This window comes from Paraglaciecola sp. MB-3u-78 (assembly GCF_002835935.1).
GTDB lineage: Bacteria > Pseudomonadota > Gammaproteobacteria > Enterobacterales > Alteromonadaceae > Paraglaciecola.
In genome coordinates this window covers 327,233-351,238 of sequence record NZ_PJCF01000003.1, presented here as the reverse complement: position 1 = coordinate 351,238, position 24,006 = coordinate 327,233, and the positions used below count along the sequence as shown (strand labels likewise).

Genomic DNA, 24,006 nt, shown 5'->3' with positions numbered 1-24,006 from the left:
TTAAACAAACTTCCGCTATCCTTTAAGGTTGCAGAAAAACGTTTACCAAAGTCATTAAGAGGCTTACTTAACTTATTGGTTTTATTTAGTTTTACCTACAATTTGCGCTTCTTTACTAGGACTAATATCAAAGGATGAAAATAGTAAATCCTACAGCGCAAAAAGGCTGGTGACTAAAAAGTCACCAGCCTATGCCATTTCAGGCTAACAATCTGTGTTTAGACAGATTATTATTTAAGCTCAACTTCAGCGCCAGCTTCTTCAAGCGTCTTCTTAAGTTCATCAGCATCTGCTTTAGAAATACCTTCTTTCACAGGTGTTGGAGCAGCTTCAACTAATGTTTTAGCTTCTTTCAATCCAAGACCTGTAGCAGTACGTACAGCTTTGATTACTGAAACTTTATTTGGACCAAAAGATGTCATAACAACATCAAATTCAGTCTGCTCTTCAACAGCTTCAGCAGCTGCTGCAGGGCCAGCAACAGCAACAGCTGCTGCAGCAGAAACGTTGAATTTTTCTTCAGCCGCTTCAATAAGTTCCACAAGTTCCATTACTGGCATTTCAGCAATAGCGTTTAATATGTCATCTTTAGTTAGAGCCATTTCTCTAAACTCCTGGGTTTAATGTTAAAAATTTATAATGCCAAAGTCGAAAATTATTTTTCGTCTTTGATCGCCGCTAATACACGCACAAATTTGCCTGGAACTTCGTTGATAGTACGAACGAATTTCTCGACAGGTGCTTTGAAGGTAGCAAGTAATCTTGACAACGCTTCGTCGCGGGTAGGAAGTGACGCTACTGCATCCAGTTTTTCTGGACCCAATAAACCACTACCAATAGAAAGTGCAGTTACGTTTAACTTACTGTTAGTTTTTGCATAGTCTTTGAAAAGACGTGCAGCACTACCAGGTGCATCTATGGAAAAACCATAGATTAACGGACCAGTTAAAGCACTGTTCATATCAGAAAACTTACTATCAGCTAAAGCGAGTTTTGCCAGTGTGTTACGAACTACTCGTAAGTAAACACCTTGTTCACGGGCTTTAACACGAAGGTCAGTTAATTCTGCTACTTCCATGCCACGGTATTCAGCGACGGCAACAGATAGAGCTCGAGACGCAACATCGTTTATCTCTGTTACGATCTCTTTTTTTGCTGCTAAGCCTAATGCCACTGAGTTCACCTCTTAAAGTCTGAAACATCATTTCTTTTTGAAATATCCGTTTCAGGATTCACAGATTGATATCATTACTCAAGTTTAAACCTGAATAAATCCACCGCTCTACGGTGTTCGTTAATCCCAGAGAGTCTGAGTCGAAACCACCGTCTGCGCAGGCTTGCGGTTTAAGTAAGTTGTTTGCGACATGTGACTATAAAATCACTATCTAGGCGAATGCTCTCTTACTTCATTCACCAACTTACGCCTGCGGTCTTGGACGGGAGTCTGTCGTTTAGCTAATTTTGAAAAAGCTAAACTCAGACTCCAACCCACAACCGTTATAGAGAAACAGATAACCTATTGGCTACCTGCTAAAACCAAACTTACTTAACTTCTAAGCTAGCTTGGTCTACAGAAACACCCGCACCCATTGTTGTACTAAGGCTAATTTTCTTAATGAAAGTGCCTTTAGCTGAAGAAGGCTTAGCTTTGTTAAGCGCTTCTAGCAATGCTGCCAAGTTTTCTTGAATCTGGTTTGTTTCAAAACCGATTTTACCAATGCTTGCATGGATAATACCGTTTTTGTCGTTACGATAACGAACCTGACCTGCTTTAGCATTCTTAACTGCTGTCGCAACGTCTGGTGTAACCGTACCGGTTTTAGGGTTAGGCATAAGTCCACGTGGACCTAAAATTTGTCCTAGCTGACCAACAACGCGCATTGCATCTGGTGAAGCAACTACAACGTCAAAGTTCATTTCGCCTTTTTTCACTAGCTCGGCTAAATCTTCCATACCAACAATGTCAGCACCGGCAGCTTTAGCGGCTTCAACATTTGCACCTTGAGTAAACACTGCAACACGAACGTCTTTACCTGTACCATTTGGTAATACAGTTGCGCCACGAACGTTTTGATCAGATTTACGTGCATCTATGCCAAGGTTGACAGCAACGTCAACACTTTCTGCAAATTTAGCTGTTGCTAATTCTTTTAATAAAGCGACTGCTTCGTTAAATTCGTATTCTTTTGTCGCATCAACTTTGTCTTTAACTAAGCGAGCGCGTTTTGATAATTTAGCCATGTCTTACCCCTCTACCACTAAGCCCATGCTGCGTGCAGAGCCAGCGATGGTGTTTACTGCTGCATCTAAACTTGCTGCAGTCAAATCAGGTTCTTTCGTTTTAGCAATCTCTTCTAATTGCTCGCGCGTCACTTTACCTACTTTTTCAGTGTTTGGACGGCCAGAACCACTCTTTATGCCAGCTGCTTTCTTAAGTAAGAAAGAAGCAGGAGGAGTTTTAGTTAAAAATGTAAAAGAACGATCTTCGTATACAGTAATTTCTACTGGTACCGGAGCGCCTTTTTCAAGAGATTCTGTTTTTGCGTTAAACGCTTTACAGAATTCCATTATATTTACACCGTGTTGACCTAATGCAGGACCAACTGGAGGACTAGGATTCGCAGCACCTGCCGCAACCTGAAGCTTAATTAAGCCTGTGACTTTCTTCGCCATGATAATACTCTCTAATTTGGGTATAACGCCTTGTAAACACTGAGAATGCTTACTCTATTGGCTTCCCGTTCTAATAAAATGGTCGCAAAGTATAGATTAACCTACACCTCAGCACAAGTCTTATTGTTGACAATCTTTATTTTTGTGCTTCATATATTGAATTGCTAACGTCAAGGAACGTCAAGGAACGTCAAGGCACCTATTATGGCACAAACATATTCCATTTGACCTAGTATGCTGCTTGGTAACACAAATTCAAATTTAAAAGATGACTGATACAACGGCTAATTAGAAAACATTACTTTATGAGCAATAAAAAAGGATGCCAATTGCATCCTTTTTTTAATCAATTTTGTTAAGAAAACTAGCCTTTTTCTACCTGACCAAACTCTAACTCTACTGGTGTAGAACGACCAAATATAAGTACTGAAACCTTTAAGCGACTTTTTTCGTAATCGACTTCTTCGACAACACCGTTGAAATCTGCAAAAGGTCCCTCGGTAACACGTACCACTTCGCCCGGTTCGAACAAAGTTTTTGGTTTTGGCTTATCAATGCCTTCTTGAAGTCGGTTTAAAATAGCATCCGCTTCTTTCGCAGTAATAGGCGCAGGGCGGTCTGAAGTACCACCAATAAATCCTAAAACCCGAGGCACACTTTTCACCAAATGCCATGAATCTTCATTCATGTCCATTTGAACTAATACGTAACCTGGAAAAAATTTACGTTCACTTTTTCTTTGTTGCCCAGCACGCATTTCAACCACTTCTTCGGTAGGCACTAAAATCTCACCAAAGTAGTCTTCCATTTCATTCATTTTGATATGTTCTAACAACGTTTTTTGAACTCGGCCTTCATAACCAGAGAAAGCTTGAACCACGTACCATTTTTTATCAGACATAGCCTAAATCCCTAATCCAGTTATAAATGAGACAATCTCAACGATAATTCCGTCTAGTCCCCACAAGATAAGTGCCATAACGACAGTCGCTGCTAAAACAATCATAGTAGTAGTGGTCGTTTCTTGACGAGTGGGCCATACGACTTTGCGTACTTCAGTGCGTGATTCTTTTGCAAAAGTAATAAAGGTGCTGCCTTTAACTGTGGTGGAAGCTATAAATCCGGCAATACCCACAGCTGCGACAGCCACAATGGCAATGTACAGAACGGAGAGCTCTGGAAAAAAGTGATTAACAGCAACTACGCCCCCTAACAAACCAAATATTACCAACCACTTCAACATATCTAACGGGTTGGAATTGTTTTCTGTATTTTCACTCATGCTAAACCCTAACTCTCTTATTAGTTACGTCGTCACCTAAAAATGGGACATTTTTGCCAATAAAATGGCAGGGGTGGAGGGATGACCTCAGTTGCATCCATGCAACTGACCGCAAGCGGCGCTGACGCGGTTCAAATCGTTCCAGACGAATTAGTATTCCAGGCTTCCTGCCTTACACCCCTTCGGGGCCATGCTCCGCATGTTCTAATTTATTCCAGAAAAATTAGTCAAACCGTGGGCGTTCTCACCCCTCTACCTTTAATACCTATTTTACTTCTTCGCCAGAGATCAACTCGGGTCTTCTACCTATTTGTGGCAGGGGTGGAGGGATTCGAACCCCCAACCATCGGTTTTGGAGACCGCTGTTCTACCAATTGGAACTACACCCCTAAAACTCATAGCGATTGTCGGATATCAAAATAACTATCCAACAACGCAAATTTTAGTTACATCAACCTTGTAGAATCATCTATTTTTCGGGAAAAATTCTGAATCACTATCAAGGAGGGAGGCGTATTATACTTATTGGCAACGGGGATTCAAGAAGAAAGATTGAAGAAGACAAGTGAGCAGTATACAAACCTGTAAAATATGTATGTATTCTTTCACCTCCTTGGCGCTTAAATGCTTGTCTTGCTAACCTGTCATCGGTGCGTAAAAGTAATCCCAGTGATTTGTGGATATGGGCTGTTTAATGTCGAGGGGAACAATATACTGCTTCCGCCACAAACATGCAGTCGGATCAAAAGGCGCTGCAATCATCGAGAGCATTTTTAATGGAAAAATGTCGCACTTGATGCAACTTATTTAAGAACAAAGGACATAAATACCAGTATTATAGTCCCTCTGTGTTGACAGCATTCATTTTACTGATATAAACCCTTCCTAATTTAACTGTCTTGGAGTCATTTTTTTGAACAAGAGTATTATCACCAATGGATTAGCCCTCGCCATAGTTCTGCTTGGTTTTATCTTAGACAACGACATCATCAAAACTGTCGGGCTGTTTGCCATATCAGGTGCCCTGACCAATTGGATAGCAGTACACATGTTGTTTGAAAAAGTACCAGGCTTATATGGTTCTGGCGTGATACCAGAACGTTTCGAAGATTTTAAAAGCGGGATCCGCACACTGGTGATGGAACAGTTTTTTAGTAAAGACAACATTCAACGTTTTCTAAGCGACAACAAACAGCCTATTCACCTAGACTTTTCCCCTATTATCAAAAAGGTGGATTTAGCCCCTACATTTGATTCATTGGTTGAAGTTATCAAAGATTCTTCATTTGGACAGATGCTCGGAATGTTCGGTGGTGTTGAAGCCTTAGAACCTATGCGACAACCTTTTGTAGATAAAATGGGGGCGGCGCTAGAAGATATCACTCAAGATCCTAAGTTCACATTACTATTGCAAGCAGAGTTAACTCAGCCAGATGTGCAGCAAGACCTGCACGAAAAAATCAATAATATTGTTGAACAACGTCTGAATGAACTAACGCCCAAAATGGTCAAAGACATTATTCAGAATATGATCAGAGAACATTTAGGTTGGTTAGTTGTGTGGGGCGGCGTTTTTGGAGCACTAATTGGACTACTGGCCGCGTTATTTAACGTCTAAACAATCTAAAAAGGACAAGGACTGGTCAAGGTCATCCGCTTTTGCGATCGCGGATGATCAAATACGATATCAAGGGCATGTAACAAAAGTCTGGGTGCCATTTTTTGGGTTAATGCTGTGCCATACAAGTCACACCCCAAAATGGGATGCCCAATGGCCTGACTGTGGATACGCAGCTGATGTGTCCTGCCTGTCAAAGGCGTGAAAATCACTCGAGTACGCACAGGATCCTTCAATCTTTCTGTCACTTCAAAATGACTTTGAGCTGTCTTGCCATCCTGATGGCAAATTTTAAGCCTAGGAAAAAGTAAAGGGTCCTTAGCAATGGGTAAATCAATCAATCCCTCACTGTCCACCACCTCACCAGCTAAAATACTCACATAACGTTTTATTATCGTTCGAGCTTGAAACTGCTTGGTCAAATTTGCATTCATCACTTTATTTTTAGCTAATAACATGATCCCAGAAGTGCCAAGATCTAAGCGATGGGTCAACCTGATATCCGGATATTGCTGGACTAACCGATAATGAACAGAATCTTTATTCAGTGGGTTTTTACCTGATAAACTCAATAAACCACTAGGCTTATTGATGGCCAACAGATATTCATCTTCAAACAATATTTCGATTTTTTCAAGACAAAGTGGTGCGACAAAGTTGTCTATAGGGATGGTTGTCAAACTAATCTCATACCAATAAATTCTGATAAACATACTTCACCCAACACATATATTCCGTATTCAAAACGTTCTTGGACTAAAAGTTCGGGAATAATTGATAACTTGTTAATTGTATAAAAAGCGTCGCTCAAAGGCTCAGGATAGAAACTAACTAAACCCTTGTAAGTTGTGTCAGTTGAAACTATGACATTATTGTCGAACAAAACCTCTTCATTACATTCAACACTGGGTATACACAGTAATACAAAAACAGTAGTCACCAATGCAGGTTCAATTTTGATTAGCGTATCGTGACCTTTCAACAGTAAATCGCTGTAAGCAATATCTCCATCAACTTCTTCAGATTCAACCGCTTTAAGATTACGCAACGAGGGATGCATCACAAGTTTAATTGGAATGCCCAATTCCAAATATGCCCGTTGCACTATGGGAATAATATCATTGATTATCACAGGGTGATCGACATAAGAAAATGTCAAACGCGTAGGTTTATTTTGAGCGTTGACACTATCATGCAAAAAAACACTAAAGAATAAAACACAGCATAATAAGGCGCCCGTAACATATATTTTCAAAAACACTCCTATTGTGGCAAAATTTTACTCTAAACCAATAAAACCGCCTGTTTGATGCTCCCATAGCTTGGCATAAATTCCACGTTTGTGTATTAGTTCTTTGTGTGTGCCTGATTCAACTATCTTGCCTTCGTCAAGCACCAGTAATCTATCCATCTGCGCAATAGTCGACAACCGATGTGCGATAGCCAGTACAGTTTTATTTTCCATGACTTTGTTTAGACAATGTTGAATTGCCACTTCTACTTCAGAATCAAGTGCCGAGGTGGCTTCATCTAGAATTAAAATTGGTGCGTCTTTTAACATCACCCGAGCGATGGCGATACGCTGACGTTGCCCACCCGAGAGTTTCACCCCACGCTCGCCTACATGGGCGTCGTAGCCTGTTCTGCCCTGCATATCAGACAAGGTTTGTACAAACTCGTGAGACTCTGCCTGCTTGGCCGCTTTTAGCATATCCTCCTCACTGGCATCTAGACGTCCATACAAAATGTTATCCCGAACGGAACGATGCAACAATGAAGTGTCTTGGGTCACCATGCTTATATTAGCCCGCAAGGTTTCTTGCTGAACCTGACTGATATCCTGTCCATCTATGCTGATACTGCCACTTTGAATATCATAAAAACGCAGCAGAAGATTCACCAGCGTCGACTTGCCAGCGCCTGAACGCCCAACTAAGCCCACTTTTTCTCCTGCCTTGATTTTGATATCAAGATCTTTTAAAACAGTAATGGGAATATCATTGGCACCCGCATACCCAAAGTTCACCTTGTTGAAATGAATTGCCCCTCCTTTCATCTCTAACACTTTTGCATTTGGCTTATCTTGCACATCAACCGGCAACGACAGACTATTAATACCGTCCTGCACTGTACCGATGTTTTCAAATAGCGAAGACACTTCCCACATTACCCATTGCGACATACCGTTAAGGCGTAAACACAAACTCACGGTAATCGCGATTTCACCGGGCGTAACCAGCTCCAACGTCCATAGATATATCGCCAGCGCAGTAATACTGAATACCAGTAGAGCATTGCTAAACCAAACACAACCATACAACACAGTTACCAAGCGCATCTGAGGATAGACTTTTTTTAAGAAACCCAACATGCCCTCTTTGGCGTATTCTGCTTCGCGATTGGTGTGAGCAAACAATTTGACTGTAGTGATATTGGTATAACTATCCACAATACGCCCTGTCATCATCGAACGTGCATCGGCTTGACGCTGCGACACCCTTTTCAATTTGGGAATAAGCGTACGCAAGATCACTAAATAAACTAAAAACCAGATAATAAGGGGAGCACTTAAGCGCCAATCGGCTGAGACAACCAAAAACAAGATACTGAAAAAATACACACTGACATACACTAAGATATCCAGTGTTTTCATCACAGTTTCACGCACTGACAACGCAGTTTGCATGACTTTAGTGGCTATACGCCCAGCAAACTCATTTTGAAAAAAACCTAAGCTTTGACCAATCATATATCGGTGTGCTTGCCAACGGATCTGCATCGGAAAATTTCCCATCAGTCCCTGATGCGACAACAAAGATTGGGTCACCACTAATACCGGTAAAATAACCAAGACCAGCACTGCCATCCAAATTAAGCTGCCTAGCTCTTGCTGTAAAAATGTCTCTCTGTCGCTTTCAGCCAACCAATCAACAAGTTGACCAAGAAAACCAAATAATGACACTTCAAGGGCCGCAATGGCGGCAGCTAAGAAAGAAACGCAAAAAATGACAGGCCACATGCCTTGAGTATAATAACGACAAAACGCGAAGATTGTATCAGGTGGCTGCGTTGGATGAGCAGCAGGAAACGGGTTAGTTAACCGTTCAAAAAATGAAAACATGGGGATTATTAACCTTGGATTATACTGCCTGTTAAAAAAGAATATTCAACAGGCTTTTTCTAAATTAGGTTAATCAGAATACCCTAATTCTTGTAGTTTCGATTCAACTTTTTTCGAATGTTGGACTTTCCATTCAGCCAAATTCATTCCAGCATCTTTATCTGTACGTGCTTTGGCAAGGTGATAAACCTCTGTGAGTTTATCTTTTGGAATAACCGCAATGCCCTCTTCATCTGCCACAATATAGTCACCGGCATTTACCGTGACACCGCCACACTGAATAGGCTGATTAAGAGGAAACATTTGTTCTTTAGCTCCGGGCTTGGGCATCACCCCACGGGCATAAATCGGAAACTGCGCCTCACGAATTTCGCCAATATCGCGAATAAACCCATCAATGATCATAGCAACAACGCCTCGCTGCTTAGCTATAGCACAGACATTCCCGCCTGTATTAGCATAATCAGGGCCTGCTTCAACGACAAGCACATCACCTGCTTTAGCACGATAAATAGCAGCGTGAAGACTTAGGTGATCACCTTTTCCACATTTAACAGTAAAAGCAGGGCCAGCAATGCGTGGCATCTGAGGCCACATTTGATTAATAACAGGGTCGATAAACTGCTCTATGGGTAAACCTTCAGAATATTCGCATGGAGAGACGTCGAGTAACTGTTCAATTGTCGGCTTTGACATACGACTAAGCTCCTATAAATTTTGAGGCAAATAAAACAACCCAATAAAAACAAATACCAACCTGCACCAAGAAAAAAGCGAAGCGGATCTGAACCGCCAACACACTCGTCGATATTAAGTGCGTAATAGACTGTCCTAAACGCGCTGCCAACAACAGCAAGGCTAAGTTATTGGTGATTGCTGCAGAATCAGTCGCCAAAGCCAACAACATCAAACCACCTATAAACGCAAAACTCTCGACACAGTTACTCTGTGCTCTCGTTATCCGTTCACCAAAGCCAGGTGAGTTAGAGCCGTCGGCTTTAAAATCATTTACCGCCTGCTGCTTTTTTGCCACCAATACAGTGCGATATACCGCCAGCCAAACCAATAACACTAATATCCAAGTGATATAGCCTAAAAGTCCAATAATAGTGTCATTCATCAATTTCTGCCCCAGTATTAAGTGGGTATTACTGTATATCAAACAAGATGTTAGGCCAACACCAATCAGTGTTCGCCAATACCAATTATTCCTGTCTCAAGGCTTTAATTGGGTTAGCTCTAGCGACTTTTGCCGCGTTTCCGCCCACCGTTGCCCAAGCCACCAAAAGTAAACTGCTTCCTACCACTAAACAAATCGGCCCCAACCACAGTGTATTGATTCGATAAGAAAAGGACTCAAGCCAGATCAACATCGCATAAATAGAGACAGGCCATGCAATCAGGTTGGCTATCATGACCGGTTTGGAGAATTGCCAAATTAATAGGGAAACAATATCTTTTACGCTAGCTCCCATCACTTTTCTAATCCCAATTTCACGCGTTCTACGCTCAGTGGTAAAAGAGGCCAGACCGTATAAACCTAAACATGCGATACCTATGGCCAATAATGAAAAAACCGAAAACATTTTTGTTTGCATAGACTCTTCTGAGTACTGGGCTTTCATCATCTCATCTAAAAACTGCAGGTCTATTGGCTGCATAGGGATGGTTTGCTTCCAGATTGATTCCACTTTTTGCATCAGTGCAGCAACGTTATTGGTACTAAAGGTTAAACTGGCTACCCGTAAACGATTGGTGTTCATAGTGTAAGCCGTTGGCCGCACACCAAATTTTATTGAACGAAAATAAATGTCTGGCACTATGCCAATAATCGTCAGAGCCTGCCCTTTATAGTTGCCTGACTCTAGTGTTTTTCCTATTGCTTGCTCGGGTGATGTAAAGCCAAATTTATGCAACGCCGACTCATTTAAGATAACGGATGCGGTCAATTGTCCATTCTGTCCATCAGTATCTTGCTTAATTTCATCGCTACCAAAATCCTCACTGAATAGTCGTCCGGCAAGGGGGTTAACCTCATAGGCTTCAAAAAATCCATATCCCATATCATGGTAATTAAGCAATACTTGTGGATTTTCACCTACTAGATGTTCGCCATCAAGCAAAGTGAACTGATTGTTATTTTCATTATCTTGGGTGGGTGACTCAGAAGAATAAACAACTGAAGATATCTCAGGTAATTTAAGCAATTCATGCCTGAGTCTTTGTCTATTATCCCCAGCACCTCTTATATTAAGTACTAACTTATCTTCACTGACATAACCCACATCCACTGATTGCGCATATAAAGTTTGTGCATAAATTACTGCCGTACACACAACTAAAGTAATTGAAGTAGCAAATTGCACTACCACTAAGGTCAGCCTTAAACTTGAAGACGTCTTAGATTCAGCACCTTTACTGGAACGCAACAAATACGCCGGCTGAAATCCAGATAAAAATATCGCGGGATACGAACCTGCACCTAAACCAATCAACAAACCCAGACCTAACAACACAAAAACCAATTTTAAATCACTAAACAAGTTGAGTTCTAGCTGCCTGCCTAAAGCTTGATTGTATAAAGGTAATAATAATTCGACCAAGGCTAAAGCTAAAACCAATGAAATCAACACTAAGGCAATTGCCTCGCCCAAAAACTGCACCGCGACCTGTCCTCGACTCGCTCCTAATACTTTACGCATGGCCACTTCTCGGGCACGATGGCTAACCCGAGCGGTGGACAAATTCATAAAATTAATACAAGCGATCAACAAGATTAACCCAGCAACAATACTGAAGGTGATAATCAATGTTTTGTCACCCATAGGGGTTAAATCGCCCATATTTCCTGCATCTTCTCGTGCTCTAAGATGCAAGTTTTCCAAATACATCAATTTATGCCGCATGTTGTCGCTGACTTTTTCATCAGTAGCCAACTCTCCAATATTTTCCTCATACATTTTCACGAAAGGGCTTTCATTATCAACCCAATAAGTAAGCCTTTGCTGAAACTGTTCGAGGCTGATTCCAGAACGCATTTTAAAATAGGTATACACATTCAAACTGGTCCAAGTATTTAAGCCTTGGTTATTTTCTATAATAGTCGGATCGACATAGACAATCATGTCTAAGTCTAAATGAGTTGCTTCAGGTAAGTTTTTAATCACCCCAGATACGGGCACTAAGCTCGGCTCAGCACCCAAGCAGCAGATTGTCATCACTTCGCCCACCACATCTGTCTTGCCAAAATAACGGTTCGCCATATCTTCTGTGATGATCATGTCGTAAGGTTTGTTAAATGAACTATCTTTAGAACCATGCAGAAACGGCAGGTCAAAAATATTGAAAAAACTGCCGTCAACAAAAGTCACAGTCTCTGCCAGTGCACCTTCTTCTTTACGTACTGTGGAATCAAAACGAATCAATCGAACGCCATCTTCTACTTCATTTTTAGCGTAATCACGCACTGCCTCCATCATGTTTCCTGCCGAACGTACTGTCAAAAACGGAGGGTTATCTGGATTATAATATGCTGAATGCATACGCACTATTCGGTCGCTGTCAGTTAACCATTTATCAAACCCAGTCTCTTCACGGACAAATAACATGATCAAAATACAGCTCATTAAGCCTAAGGCTAAACCCGCAATATTAATAACCGAAAACACACCATTTTTAATGATGTTGCGCCAAGCTGTTATCAGGTAATTTTTAAACATAATTTATTCTTCCATTTCGATGCTGGGGTTAAGCTGCACGCACAATTTCGGTTACCACTGCACCATCAAACAGATTGATGGTTCTATTCGCGTAGTCTGCATCACTTGGGTTATGTGTCACCATCACAATGGTGGAACCTTGCTGATTTAGAGAACGCAGCATTTCCATGACTTCTTGGCCGTGAGCACTATCAAGATTTCCAGTAGGCTCATCTGCTAAGATAAGCCCTTGATTGCCCACCACAGCTCTGGCTACGGCCACACGTTGTTGCTGACCTCCAGATAATTGGCTAGGCATATGTTTAGCACGATGAGCCACACCCACCATATCCATCACAACCAACACTTTTTCTTTGCGTTCGGCGGCTGGCATATTGTGATAAAGCAAGGCCAGTTCAATATTTTCAAAGACATTCAACTCTTCTATCAAATTGAAATTCTGGAAGATGAAACCAATATGATGTTTACGAATGGCTGAGAGTTGTTTTTCTGAATAACCAGAAATATCTTCGTTATTAAAAATATACTGACCACCGTTCGACGAATCCAACATGCCAATTAAATTCAGTAAGGTAGATTTACCACAGCCAGAGGGACCCATAATGGCCACAAATTCACCTTTTTGTATTTCAATGTTCACGTTATTTAACGCTATAGTTTCAACTTCGTCGGTGCGATACATTCTGCATAAATTATGTAGTTTCAACATTTGCCTTTCCTTAAATTTGTAAAATCATCATTTGCAAATAATGCTTTAGTTAAGCTTGAGTAGATCCATATCTTGGTAACTTGTATAAGGGCTAGTCACAATCTTTTCGCCGACGTCTAAACCTTCAATTACTTCAATAAAGCGGCTGTTGCGTCTGCCCAATCTCACGGTGCGTCTAACCGCTTGATTACCATCTTGGGTCACAACAAAAATCCAGTTGCCACCTGTATCTTGATAAAATGCACCGTTTGGAATAAGCAACGCTTCGCTGGCATCACCAAGAGTGAGTTTAGTTTGTATGGTCTGCCCTCGGCGGATGTCAGCAGGTTGTTGCTGAGTAAATTTAAAATCCACTTCGAATTGGCCGTTTTGCACTTGCGGGTAAATTTTCGAGACCACCATGGCGTAATCGTCGTAGCTTGCCTGTTGCCCAATATCGACTCTACCTAAGTAAAACTCATCAATAAAGGCGGTGACTTTATAATCATTAGGGGTGTCAATTTGCCCAAGGCGTTCACCACGTCCAATACTTTGCCCCACTTCGATATTGAAGCCCGACAATGTGCCGTCAACCGGTGCTTTGACATTCATGTTGTCTAGGTTTTGCCTTGAGATAGCCAAGTTACCTTCAAGCCTTGTAGTGGTGTCCTTTAAAAACACTAATTGCTCTGTTTGCATGCGCGCATCAGATTGCTGACTTTCTAAGGTCAATGCCAGACGACTTTTATACCAATCAAGAGTGTCATGGGTATCATCAAACGTTGACTGACTCACCGCACCCGTTTTCACTAATGCTTGTTCTCGGGAAACTTGTCTACTCAGCAATTTGATTTGATACCTGATATCTACCAGATTACGCTTATGCTCAAGGCGGTTTTGTTCAAGGTTAAGTTCAATTGAACGCATATTATTCAGTTGCTCTGCCACTCTTGCTTCATTGCCTAATACACTTAATTGCAAAGAGGCATTCGACAACTCAACAATTAAATGACCCGCCTGCAGACTGGCACCGTCTTCCACTAGAATACGTTCTACTCTTCCGCCCTCGACGGCATCCAAATATACCGTTTTGGCTGGTGTGACCCGGCCTCGAATAGGGATGAAATCTTCAAAAATTCCAGACTTCACAGTGGAAATAGCAATACGCTCAGTTGTCACACTCAAGGCTTTACCGCTAGGCGCACTGAGTAACCAATAAGCCAACAAAACCGTTACACTCAAACCAATGATTATTAAACCTATACGTTTAGGTAGATTGTTCTGTGGGGCAATTTTGCGATCCATCCCAGCGCCTGCAGACGCACCACTAGGAGTTGATATCCCCTTGGGCGGGTTAACACTTACTAAATCTGGGTGTGTAGGTTTTATTTGTTTCAAATTGACGTCCTAGACAGTAGCAATGATGGCTAATTTGTTTATATTGATAGTGTTATATCAAGTATCGTTCCAAAACCTATCTTATTGTTTTTATTGTATTTATATATTATTCGCTACTTATTTACACTTGAGATGTGTACGAATTCGAACAGTAGTGTACGATAATGAACACATGAAGCTGTGTTATTTACAGAGGTAACCTGATAGTGATAGAAGGCAAAATACTGATTGTCGATGATGATCAGGACATATTAACCGCAGGGAAATTATTATTAAAAAGACATTTTAGTCAGGTAATGATCTGCAACTCCCCACAAAATATTCCAAAACTCATGGCGGATAATCGCTTTGACGCCGTTTTGCTTGATATGAATTTCAGCCCCGGTGAAAGTTCTGGCGCCCAAGGTTACAATTGGCTGAAAAAAATTCTGGAAATAGATCCACAAAGTGTGGTGGTACTTATCACCGCACACGGCGGTATTGATGTTGCCGTAGAGGCTATGAAATTAGGCGCTACCGATTTTGTCGCCAAACCTTGGCAAAACGAAAAATTGGTCGCCACCTTAACCACTGCTGTGTTGTTGGGCAAAACACGTAATGAAGCCACTGAATTACGGCATACTAATCAACTACTTGCTCTGGATACCAATAACGCACAGCAACAACCCCTACTAGCCCAATCTGCTGTGATGCAACACGTTCACTCGTTAATAGAAAAAAGTGCGCCTACTGATGCAAACGTATTGATTTTAGGAGAAAACGGTACTGGAAAGGAGTTGGTTGCCAGAGAGTTACACCGCCAAAGTTTGCGCACTGATCAAGTATTTATGTCGGTTGATTTAGGCGCCATGTCAGAAACCTTATTCGAAAGTGAATTATTTGGCCATAAGAAAGGCGCATTCACAGGCGCAAATGAGCATCGCGTGGGGCGTTTGCAAGCAGCTAACGGCGGCACATTATTTTTAGACGAGGTAGGTAATTTGCCATTACACCTGCAAGCTAAATTACTGACTATTTTAGAACAAAGAAAAGTCACACCTCTTGGCACCAACAAAGCCATCGCCTTTGATGTGAGAGTCATCACCGCCACCAATATACCTAAACAAGATTTAAACAATGAATCTCGATTTCGTCAGGACTTGTTGTTTCGCTTAAACACAGTAGAAATCACCTTACCGCCATTGCGTGACAGAGTGGCCGATATTGAACCTATCGCAAACCACTACGTCGCCTTCTACTCTAGAAAATATAAAAAACCAGAAAAGACCATCGCTGCTAATGCACTAAACATGATCAAACATTATCCGTGGCCCGGTAATGTTCGTGCATTACGTCATGCAATTGAAAGAGCCATCATTCTATCTGAGTCAGAGCAATTATCTCCCGACGACTTTCAGCTAAGTCACGTCACTAAACCAACAATCACAACTGCACCAAGCAGCACTCAATTATCAGTAGAAACATCTGAGCTTAATCTCGACAAGATCGAAAAATCGACCATTGAAACGGCTTTAAGACAATATCGTTACAACATTAGTCATACTGCTAAAGCATTAGGTCTCACTCGGGCAGCGTTATATCGCAGGATGGAAAAACATGGGCTTTAAACAATTCTCAATATTTATCGCAATTCGCACTATCTTGGTGATGGCTAACCTGCTGCTACTGAGCATACTAATTAGCGCACAGGGTTATCATGCAACTACCTTAATCGCCGTTATTTTACTGGGATTTCAAAGCCTATCTTTGGTGCGCTTTGTATCTAAAACTAACGCAGAATTAGTCCGTTTTTTAGACGCTGCACGGTACGCCGATTATTCACAGCGCTTTGACCTGTCGTCTTTAGGTTCAGGCTTTGGTGAGTTGGGCAGTGCGTTTACTGACATACTTCAACGCTTTCAAACGGTACGCTGTGCTCAAGAAGAGCAACAGCGACACCTCAAAGCCATTGTAGAACATGTTCCGGTGCCACTAATAAGCATTAGTAGTGATGGCTTACTTACACTGTGGAATAATGCGGCTCGCAAATTATTTGGTGCCAATCATGTGACTAAATTGAGCGACTTAAAACCTTTCGGTGAAGAGTTTGCTAAACACCTATCAGCAGTCAAACCAGGGGAAAGACGTTTAGTGAATTTTACGATTGACGGCATGGAGCATCAATTAAGTATCTCAGCCACACAAATACTTACGCCCAATAAACAGGAAATACTAGTAAGCATGCAAGACATACAAAGCGAATTGGATATTGCACAACTTCATGCATGGCAAGATTTAGTAAAAGTGTTAACCCATGAAATCATGAATAGCATCACCCCTGTCGCCTCTTTGGCCAAAACCACAGTAGATTTAGTTGCAGACTGCAAACACAAAGCAGACGCTTACCCTGAGCTTAGCGAAGACCTGCAAGATATCTCACAAGCAGTCGAAACAGTCGCCAGACGCAGTGATGGTTTGATTCAGTTTGTTAGCAGCTACCGACAATTAACGAGGCTTCCTAGCCCCAATAAAAATAAAATCAAGGTCGCAACTTTGTTTCAGCAAAGTTGCTCGTTAGCCACACAACAATGGAATGAAAAAGGCATAGAAGTACAAATCAAAGTAGAACCATCTGAACTTGAAGTCACAGTCGATAAAGACATGTTAGAACAAGTCTTGCTGAATCTATTACAAAACGCCGAACATGCCGTTGAAAACTGCACATCCCCTAAAGTTAGCTTAAACGCATTGTTAAACAAAAGGGGGCACCTAGTCATCGAAGTAAGCGACAATGGCAAAGGTATCCCTGATGAGATTGGCAACAAAATCTTTGTACCTTTTTACACCACTAAACAACAAGGCTCAGGTGTAGGTTTAGCTCTGACACGACAAATCATGCTGGCCCATGGTGGCGCAATTCAATATGAAGTAAAAGAAGCAGGTGGGACAGTTTTTAGAATGACGTTTTGAGTCAAAGTCCAAAACAAGTTTTTGAATAAAGCAAAGCGCCTAATCTAGGTTGAACTGTTATCAATTAACCACAAGGTCCCTTGGTAAGGAGTTAAACATCAAGACCATATTTAATACCAATCCGTATAAGATAAAATAGATTTGTAAAAACATTCACTTTGTCTTCATGATTTTTATTGTTCACTTCAGTTTTAGTGGTAACTCCAGCGTCACTTCGGTTCCCGAGCCTTCAACACTGCTAACAATAACATTGCCCTGTAATGGACCGTTGACAAGATTATACACAATACTCATTCCCAACCCTGTGCCTCCACTGCCTCTTGTTGTAGTAAAAAAAGGCTCATAAATGCGATCTAAAGTGGCTTGATTTATGCCTTTCCCATTATCTGTTATGTGGATTTTAATTTTCCCACTTTCATCAAAATAGTACTTGAGAGTGCAGGTTTTCGGTTGCTTATTCAGTCGATCATTAAAGCCATGATGAATAGCATTAGTCACAATATTGATGATGACTTGATAGAGTTTTGCAGGAAAGGTAGAAATGTCTAGAGAGTCAGCAGATGACTCAACACTTAAAACGATTCCGTTTTTTTTAGCAAGTGGCGACAAACTTGACATCACAGCAGGTATCCACTGATGTAAATCGATTCTGTTGACTTCATCATTAATTTGTTCGCTAGAAATTTGTTTGAAGTTCATGACTAATTCTGCAGACCGGCTTAAGTTGTAACTAATCAGCGAAGAGGCTTCTGCAATTTGTGAGCAATACTTTTTAAGGTTTTGTTTGGTGAGTGTCTCAGAATTAAAAGATGACAATAATAAATTAACACTACTTTCTAATGTTGAGTTGGCTAAGATTGCCACACTCAGAGGTGTATTAATTTCGTGTGCGACACCAGCAACTAGGCGCCCCAAAGATGCGAGTTTCTCTTGCTCTATCATTTGTTCTTGGGTTGCTTCGAGTGAATTCAAAGCCTCTTGAAGCTCTAGAGTTCTGGCACCTACCATACCTTCTAAATCGGCATTCAGGTTTTTCAATTCCTGAACCATATTGTTGCGCTCTAACTCGGCCGAGATTCGCCCTTCAAAGAATTGAAAAGTATCTAAAACCATTTCTGGGTCTTGAATTGAATGTTCAAACAATCCAACCATCAAGCCAACAATAGTCCCACTTGAGTCATGCAAAGGTATCCCAACATAACCCTTAATATTCATATCAACTAATAATTGGTCTGCTGGGTACTTAGCACAAACATTGGTAGGATAGACACAAATAGTGTCATGATAAACGTTGAAACAAGGTGAAGATTCTAAGGCATATTCAAAATTTTCTTGGATCCCTTGGTGGGTAGCAAATGCAATCGTTTTTGAAGTCATCTTTTCAGCATCAATACGCGCTATAAAAGTATACTCAGAGCCAATAATTTTATGTAAATGCAGAATTAAAGAATGAAAAAAATCGTCTCCATAACTCATTTTTAATGAACGTATAACCTCCATCACTTCCTTGATATTTAACATGCCTTACCACTCCATAACGTCTCTAACATAACCGAGACTTTATCACTAAATTGGGCAATGAGTCAGCGCTGCACTTGTATTTAACCCTGACCAGTAATTCAATCGTATCTGGGGTAAAAGTAAACCTTTGGATCGAAAGTCACAGAGGCGTTGATTTTGTGACAATGACGAAGGGTGACACTTTACTCTCCAAATAGCATCTGAAAGTGAATATTCAAAGGCAGTGCGCTGCCATGTTTTAGCTTTTTGGTTGCTAAAACCTACATATGTTTAATTATCATCATTCTATTCGAGTCAATTTATAATCAGACACACTTAATATTCTTAGTCGTATCACAATAATATTCAAAAAATATATTTAACAAGAAATTTAAAAAGTGTTTATTGTTCAGTTTCTCAAATTTGTAATATAAAAACTTGATTTAAAGTTATTTCTGATTGAATGTAGATCACTCACAGGGCGATGGAGTATCACTATTATTGCATGCATAATTAGTTGTAAAGCAAGTGCAAAAATCTGTTTACCATTTGCTATATTATTCTTTTTGTTTATCGCAACAATCACCTTGGCAACTCCTATTGTGCCAACGCATTTCACGCATCTATCAGTTGAAGATGGTTTATCTCAAATTACGGTATCCGATATCGTCGAAGACAATATCGGATTTATGTGGTTCTCTACTCAAAATGGGGTCAATCGATTTGATGGCTACAATTTTGTTCAATATAAAAAAGATAAAAATCTTGATGGTTCGGGTCCGATCGGCGATTTCGTGTATAAGTTGGCAGTTAATAGAGATAGTGGTGATATTTGGGCGGCCAGTTCCAGCGGCATAAGTCGATATGAACATAAGTCTGACCGTTTTTTCCACTATCCTCTCATCGACTCTAAAGGACAGCAGCACCATTTTGTTGCAACCGTTGTTTATGATAGAACAGGACAATTGTGGGCTGGCACAAATTTAGGATTGTTTAAATTCCAAGAAACGACTAATTCCTTTGTACATATAAAATTTAGTAATAACATTAATTTCCGTGTTCAAGATATTCAACAAGATATAAATGGTGTCATTTGGCTGGCGACAAATCAGGGATTGTATGGATTTAAAGAGGATGAACCGCTATACACTGTTGCAGATTTAAAAAATGTTGAAGTCACCGACATCGAACTTATTGACCAGCATAAGATCTGGTTTTCCACAAACGGCAAAGGAATTTATGTAAAAGATGATACGGCTGACTTAGAACACATTATAAGACCGTTAAAAACATTATCATTAGAACTTTCAAGACGAGCTATTTCATCTATAAAACAACTCCGCAATGGCGACATTTGGATTAGTACACTAGATGGACTAACCATAACGCGACTCGAATTAAATTCTGTCACAACCAATCTGAAACATAACACCGATACATCTAGTTTACTCAGTGCCAGCCATATGACTAGGACTTATGAGAGTCGCTCTGGGTTGATTTGGCAAGGAACTTGGACTTCTGGATTTTCAAAATTTGACCCCAATGGCCTACAGTTTAAAACACTTAATGCCGGAGACAGTAAAACAACCAGAGGAATGGCGAATGATGCAAATGGTAATATTTGGTTTGGCACTCCTGAAGGCTTATGGAAACGTGATATCAAGGGAAAAATAACCGGGCCATGGAACTTCAAAAACCCACTAGATGGCCCAAGCATCCTAGAGGAAAATAGCATCATGTCGATTGCTTATGCCAATACAAACAATAAAATCTGGGTTGGCACTCGCTCTGGTTTGGCTTATCTGACTGAAAACCAAAAATATCTTAAATATGTGACTAACATTCATGGCTCTATGATTTATACCTTGTCAACTGACGACATTGGAAACGTTTGGGTCGGTGACTTTAATAATGGTCTGTTCTATGTAGACGGAACAACTCACCAAGTTTTGAATCACTGGCAAATGGGCAGCATTACTAAGATTTTGGTGGATACTGGTGGATTCGCTTGGGCTGGCACTATGGAAGGACTCATAAGGGTCAACAAACATACAGGTGAACTTTTAAATTTATATTCACCTGATAGAAAGCCTTCTCAGCGCAGTCCACGGGTGGTTACTTGGATTTCAAAATCACAACAAGATCATTATTGGATTGGTGCCCAAGGCTCAGGAATAATGACGTTAGATTTTGATGAGCAACAACAAGAATTTACATTTCAGCAGGTCGCTCCCAAATCCCATTTATCAACATTATCAATAGGTGGAATAGAGCAAGATATACATGGCAATGTTTGGGCTAGCACGACTGAGGGAGTGGCTAAACTAGACCCAACGTCAAGGGGCGAACCTGAATACTTTAGTGGTAAAAATGGTGCAAAAAATGAAGGTTATTACATCAATAGCAGTTTGACTAATATTGACGGCGAAATACTGTTTGGCAGCCCTACAGGTATCACCTTTTTTCAGCCAAGCGATGTCGCTCAATCTGATTGGCGCCCGCCGATTGTTTTCACGCAATTATCAATTTTAGGTAATCCCATATCAGTCCAACAAACAGATGATCAAATCTTCCCCCTTAAATCACCCATTTATCAGGCAAAAGAAGTCACACTTCAGCCGGAAGACAATGTATTTAGTATCGAATTTAGTGCCCTCGATCTTTCTGCACCCAAAAGAAATCAATATGCATTCAAATTGGAAGGCTTTGATTCAACATGGAACACAGTCATACCCGGAAACAGAGTTGCCACTTATACCAATCTCGATGATGGTAGCTATACATTATTAGTTAAAGGGACCAATAAAGATGGTGTTTGGAGTGACAACATTGGCCAAATAGTAATAACGGTAGTCCCGCCCTGGTGGCTTACGACTTGGGCTAAAACCATATGGATAATAACCGTATTAGCACTGTTAATAAGTGCCTATCGAAGGCGCGTTTATGCGTTGAAGGAGCAATCTCATTTATTATCTATCCAGGTTGAAGAAAGAACAGCTGAGTTAGAGACGATGAATAAGAAACTGTTAACCCTATCTAGTATTGATGATTTAACCGGCCTTAGGAATCGTCGGGACTATAGAAGCAATGCATTGCAAGAATCATCTAGATTTGAGCGCGGCGGCGAGCCTTTTTGTATTTTGCTGGTAGATATTGATTTTTTTAAACAGGTCAACGATGTTAATGGTCATGCCTGTGGTGACAAAGTACTGGTCGAAACGGGTAAATTAATGGACAGTCTGATTAGGCAGCAAGATTTGTTGGCCCGCTGGGGCGGAGAAGAATTTATCATGATGATTGTTGAAACCCAAATTCAACAAGGTCAAAAAATTGCTGAAAAGATTAGATTAGCCATCTACCAGAATATTGTTGAATTTGAAGGCCAAGACATTCATGTTTCAGTTACCATCGGAGTGAGTCAAATTCTTCCAACAGAAAAATTAGATGATTGTATCAATCGGGCAGATAAGAATTTATATTTAGGTAAAGAAAATGGCCGAAATAAAGTTATCACAGATACCAAACTTTAGCATTTTTGTTACCCGCACATCGCCTAAAATATTTATCTAAACTCATAAGTTTCTTCGTAACTTTCGTAAACTTAGGTCACTTATAAACCAATGGAAGTTATATGAAACTCATCATCAAACTCGTCATTTCACTTCTTGTGATATTAGCTGTTGCCTATTATGGAAGCGTATTTGTCATGCCTAGCATTACCATAGTCAATAACTCTGGTCGTATTACTGAACAAATGGAAGTCACCTTACCAAGCTCGAATTTGAATTTTGGGGCACTAATGAATGGGGAGCACAACACATTGCACTATACCCTTGAACAAAAAGATGGTGTTTACCGCTACAAATTTAAACATGAAAATTCAACTGTATATTTCGGCAGCTGTGGTTATGTGACAAATAATGAAATTCACAAAAGAGTAGTGATTACTGTCAATGAAAACAACCAAGTTATTTGCAAAACGGAATAACATTAAGTCACTAACGTCAGAGTAAATTCTTTAGCTCGAAATATCAGAGGCGTTGACTTTTTCAGTCGGTAAAGGCGATGTTTTCCTTAACTGGCTTCGCCACTGCCATTTATTGTTGTAGATCAAATGCCTTTCTGCTTAAAATGGCTAATATACACTTTCGTTAAATGTTCAGGAAACACAGATGAAAATTGAAAATATTTTGGTCATATCAGATCAACAAGACAAGCAACAAAGTGCCCTGGCACATGCAAAGTCATTGGTTGACCGTTATGGAGCGAAACTTCATATTGTGGCTTTTAATTATGAGCATTTTGCTACGCTAGATACCAAATTAAACAATGAACAGCAGCTCGATGTTCAGAATAAAATCCTTGCGTCAGGTCAAAAGTGGCTCGATGGTCAAATGACTAAATTAAGTCTGCAAACAAAATCAACAAGTGAAGTGTTATGGGAAAAAGACATTGTAGGCTGGGTTAAAAAGCATTGTGCCTCCCAATCCTACGATTTGATTATTAAGACAGGGCACCGCAGCGAAGGGCCCTTTTATGTGCCTACGGATTGGCATTTGATACGGAATAACCTAGTGCCCACTTTGCTAGTGGCAGAAAAAAAGTGGCGCAAAAAACAAACCATCATGGTGACACTTGATTTAGGTACTCATTTCAAAGCAAAACAAGCACTCAATCAAAAATTGATTGATGCAGGGATCAACTTTGCTACAAGCACAAATATGCCATTGCATATTTGCTACAGTTTACCTATCTCACCTGTACTAAAAGATTTGGGCATAATTGATACCAAAACGGCTGTTAAAGAAGCCAAATTGAAATATATTCCACTCATTCAAGGGATGCTTGGAGATCACCATATTCCAGTGGAGAATATTCATATTAAAGCCGGCGCAGCCTCTAAGGTGATACCTAGTCTCGCCTCAAAACACGCTGCGGGACTAGTGATTATTGGTAGTATTGGACGCAAAGGCTTAAAGGCCAAACTAATGGGTAATACCGCCGAAGGAGTCTTAGCATTATTAAAGACCGATATCCTAGTGATACAGCCCTAGATAA

Annotated in this window: 21 protein-coding genes and 1 tRNA gene; 6 read left to right on the top strand and 16 right to left on the bottom strand. The window is 40.6% G+C overall.

Annotation, left to right across the window (positions count from 1 at the left end; translation table 11 throughout):
- Positions 1-230 precede the first annotated feature (230 nt).
- From rplL to CXF95_RS05510, 7 genes are all read right to left on the bottom strand, one after another.
- Positions 231-602, bottom strand: coding sequence for a 50S ribosomal protein L7/L12 (rplL, locus tag CXF95_RS05540; RefSeq protein WP_101197758.1), 372 nt, complete (start codon positions 600-602; stop codon positions 231-233).
- 53 nt (positions 603-655) lie between these two features.
- Complete coding sequence (gene rplJ, locus CXF95_RS05535) at positions 656-1,174, bottom strand: 50S ribosomal protein L10 (protein ID WP_101197757.1); 519 nt, start codon at positions 1,172-1,174, stop codon at positions 656-658.
- A 368-nt stretch (positions 1,175-1,542) separates the two neighbouring features.
- Positions 1,543-2,241, bottom strand: a complete 699-nt coding sequence (gene rplA / locus CXF95_RS05530; RefSeq protein ID WP_101197756.1) for a 50S ribosomal protein L1 — start codon at positions 2,239-2,241, stop codon at positions 1,543-1,545.
- A 3-nt stretch (positions 2,242-2,244) separates the two neighbouring features.
- A complete protein-coding gene (gene rplK / locus CXF95_RS05525; RefSeq protein WP_101197755.1) occupies positions 2,245-2,673 on the bottom strand; it encodes a 50S ribosomal protein L11 in 429 nt (142 codons plus the stop codon).
- 364 nt (positions 2,674-3,037) lie between these two features.
- On the bottom strand, positions 3,038-3,574 hold the full coding sequence (gene nusG / locus CXF95_RS05520) for a transcription termination/antitermination protein NusG (RefSeq protein ID WP_101197754.1): 537 nt from the start codon (positions 3,572-3,574) through the stop codon (positions 3,038-3,040).
- 3 nt (positions 3,575-3,577) lie between these two features.
- Positions 3,578-3,955, bottom strand: coding sequence for a preprotein translocase subunit SecE (gene secE / locus CXF95_RS05515; RefSeq protein WP_101197753.1), 378 nt, complete (start codon positions 3,953-3,955; stop codon positions 3,578-3,580).
- 313 nt (positions 3,956-4,268) lie between these two features.
- Positions 4,269-4,345 (bottom strand) — tRNA-Trp (locus CXF95_RS05510).
- 523 nt (positions 4,346-4,868) lie between these two features.
- Here CXF95_RS05510 and CXF95_RS05505 point away from each other — a divergent pair.
- Complete coding sequence (locus tag CXF95_RS05505) at positions 4,869-5,573, top strand: DUF445 domain-containing protein (RefSeq protein ID WP_101197752.1); 705 nt, start codon at positions 4,869-4,871, stop codon at positions 5,571-5,573.
- 5 nt (positions 5,574-5,578) lie between these two features.
- On the opposite strand, the gene CXF95_RS05500 is transcribed toward CXF95_RS05505, so the two are convergent.
- From CXF95_RS05500 to CXF95_RS05465, 8 genes are all read right to left on the bottom strand, one after another.
- The gene (locus CXF95_RS05500; protein WP_198556505.1) at positions 5,579-6,286 is read right to left on the bottom strand and encodes an RluA family pseudouridine synthase; all 708 of its coding nucleotides are present in this window, start codon (positions 6,284-6,286) and stop codon (positions 5,579-5,581) included.
- On the bottom strand, positions 6,250-6,828 hold the full coding sequence (locus CXF95_RS05495; protein WP_101197751.1) for a hypothetical protein: 579 nt from the start codon (positions 6,826-6,828) through the stop codon (positions 6,250-6,252). Before CXF95_RS05495 ends, CXF95_RS05500 begins: the two co-directional genes overlap by 37 nt.
- A 24-nt stretch (positions 6,829-6,852) precedes the next feature.
- Positions 6,853-8,694 carry an ABC transporter ATP-binding protein gene (locus CXF95_RS05490; protein ID WP_101197750.1) on the bottom strand — a complete coding sequence of 614 codons (1,842 nt, stop codon included), beginning with the start codon at positions 8,692-8,694 and terminating at the stop codon, positions 6,853-6,855.
- Between the two features lie 69 nt (positions 8,695-8,763).
- The gene (locus tag CXF95_RS05485) at positions 8,764-9,390 is read right to left on the bottom strand and encodes an RraA family protein (RefSeq protein WP_101197749.1); all 627 of its coding nucleotides are present in this window, start codon (positions 9,388-9,390) and stop codon (positions 8,764-8,766) included.
- 4 nt (positions 9,391-9,394) lie between these two features.
- The gene (locus tag CXF95_RS05480) at positions 9,395-9,814 is read right to left on the bottom strand and encodes an MAPEG family protein (RefSeq protein ID WP_101197748.1); all 420 of its coding nucleotides are present in this window, start codon (positions 9,812-9,814) and stop codon (positions 9,395-9,397) included.
- Positions 9,815-9,899: 85 nt separating this feature from the next.
- Positions 9,900-12,413, bottom strand: a complete 2,514-nt coding sequence (locus tag CXF95_RS05475; RefSeq protein WP_101197747.1) for an ABC transporter permease — start codon at positions 12,411-12,413, stop codon at positions 9,900-9,902.
- A 28-nt stretch (positions 12,414-12,441) separates the two neighbouring features.
- A complete protein-coding gene (locus tag CXF95_RS05470; protein ID WP_101197746.1) occupies positions 12,442-13,122 on the bottom strand; it encodes an ABC transporter ATP-binding protein in 681 nt (226 codons plus the stop codon).
- Between the two features lie 45 nt (positions 13,123-13,167).
- Positions 13,168-14,499 carry an efflux RND transporter periplasmic adaptor subunit gene (locus CXF95_RS05465; RefSeq protein ID WP_101197745.1) on the bottom strand — a complete coding sequence of 444 codons (1,332 nt, stop codon included), beginning with the start codon at positions 14,497-14,499 and terminating at the stop codon, positions 13,168-13,170.
- A 203-nt stretch (positions 14,500-14,702) separates the two neighbouring features.
- On the opposite strand from CXF95_RS05465, the gene CXF95_RS05460 reads away from it, so the two are divergent.
- A complete protein-coding gene (locus CXF95_RS05460; RefSeq protein WP_101197744.1) occupies positions 14,703-16,106 on the top strand; it encodes a sigma-54 dependent transcriptional regulator in 1,404 nt (467 codons plus the stop codon).
- On the top strand, positions 16,096-17,448 hold the full coding sequence (locus CXF95_RS05455) for a PAS domain-containing sensor histidine kinase (protein WP_101197743.1): 1,353 nt from the start codon (positions 16,096-16,098) through the stop codon (positions 17,446-17,448). The genes CXF95_RS05460 and CXF95_RS05455 overlap by 11 nt, the downstream gene beginning before the upstream one ends.
- A gap of 180 nt (positions 17,449-17,628) precedes the next feature.
- Here CXF95_RS05455 and CXF95_RS05450 read toward each other — a convergent pair whose 3' ends face one another.
- Entirely contained in the window at positions 17,629-18,969 is a 1,341-nt protein-coding gene (locus tag CXF95_RS05450) for a sensor histidine kinase (RefSeq protein WP_101197742.1), read from the bottom strand.
- A gap of 581 nt (positions 18,970-19,550) precedes the next feature.
- Between CXF95_RS05450 and CXF95_RS05445 the strand changes: the two genes are divergently transcribed.
- From CXF95_RS05445 to CXF95_RS05435, 3 genes are all read left to right on the top strand, one after another.
- Positions 19,551-22,478, top strand: coding sequence for a ligand-binding sensor domain-containing diguanylate cyclase (locus CXF95_RS05445; RefSeq protein ID WP_157828081.1), 2,928 nt, complete (start codon positions 19,551-19,553; stop codon positions 22,476-22,478).
- A 101-nt stretch (positions 22,479-22,579) separates the two neighbouring features.
- Positions 22,580-22,936 carry a hypothetical protein gene (locus tag CXF95_RS05440; protein WP_101197740.1) on the top strand — a complete coding sequence of 119 codons (357 nt, stop codon included), beginning with the start codon at positions 22,580-22,582 and terminating at the stop codon, positions 22,934-22,936.
- A gap of 184 nt (positions 22,937-23,120) precedes the next feature.
- Positions 23,121-24,002: a universal stress protein gene (locus CXF95_RS05435; RefSeq protein WP_101197739.1), complete on the top strand. Its 882-nt coding sequence runs from the start codon at positions 23,121-23,123 to the stop codon at positions 24,000-24,002.
- Positions 24,003-24,006: the final 4 nt, after the last annotated feature.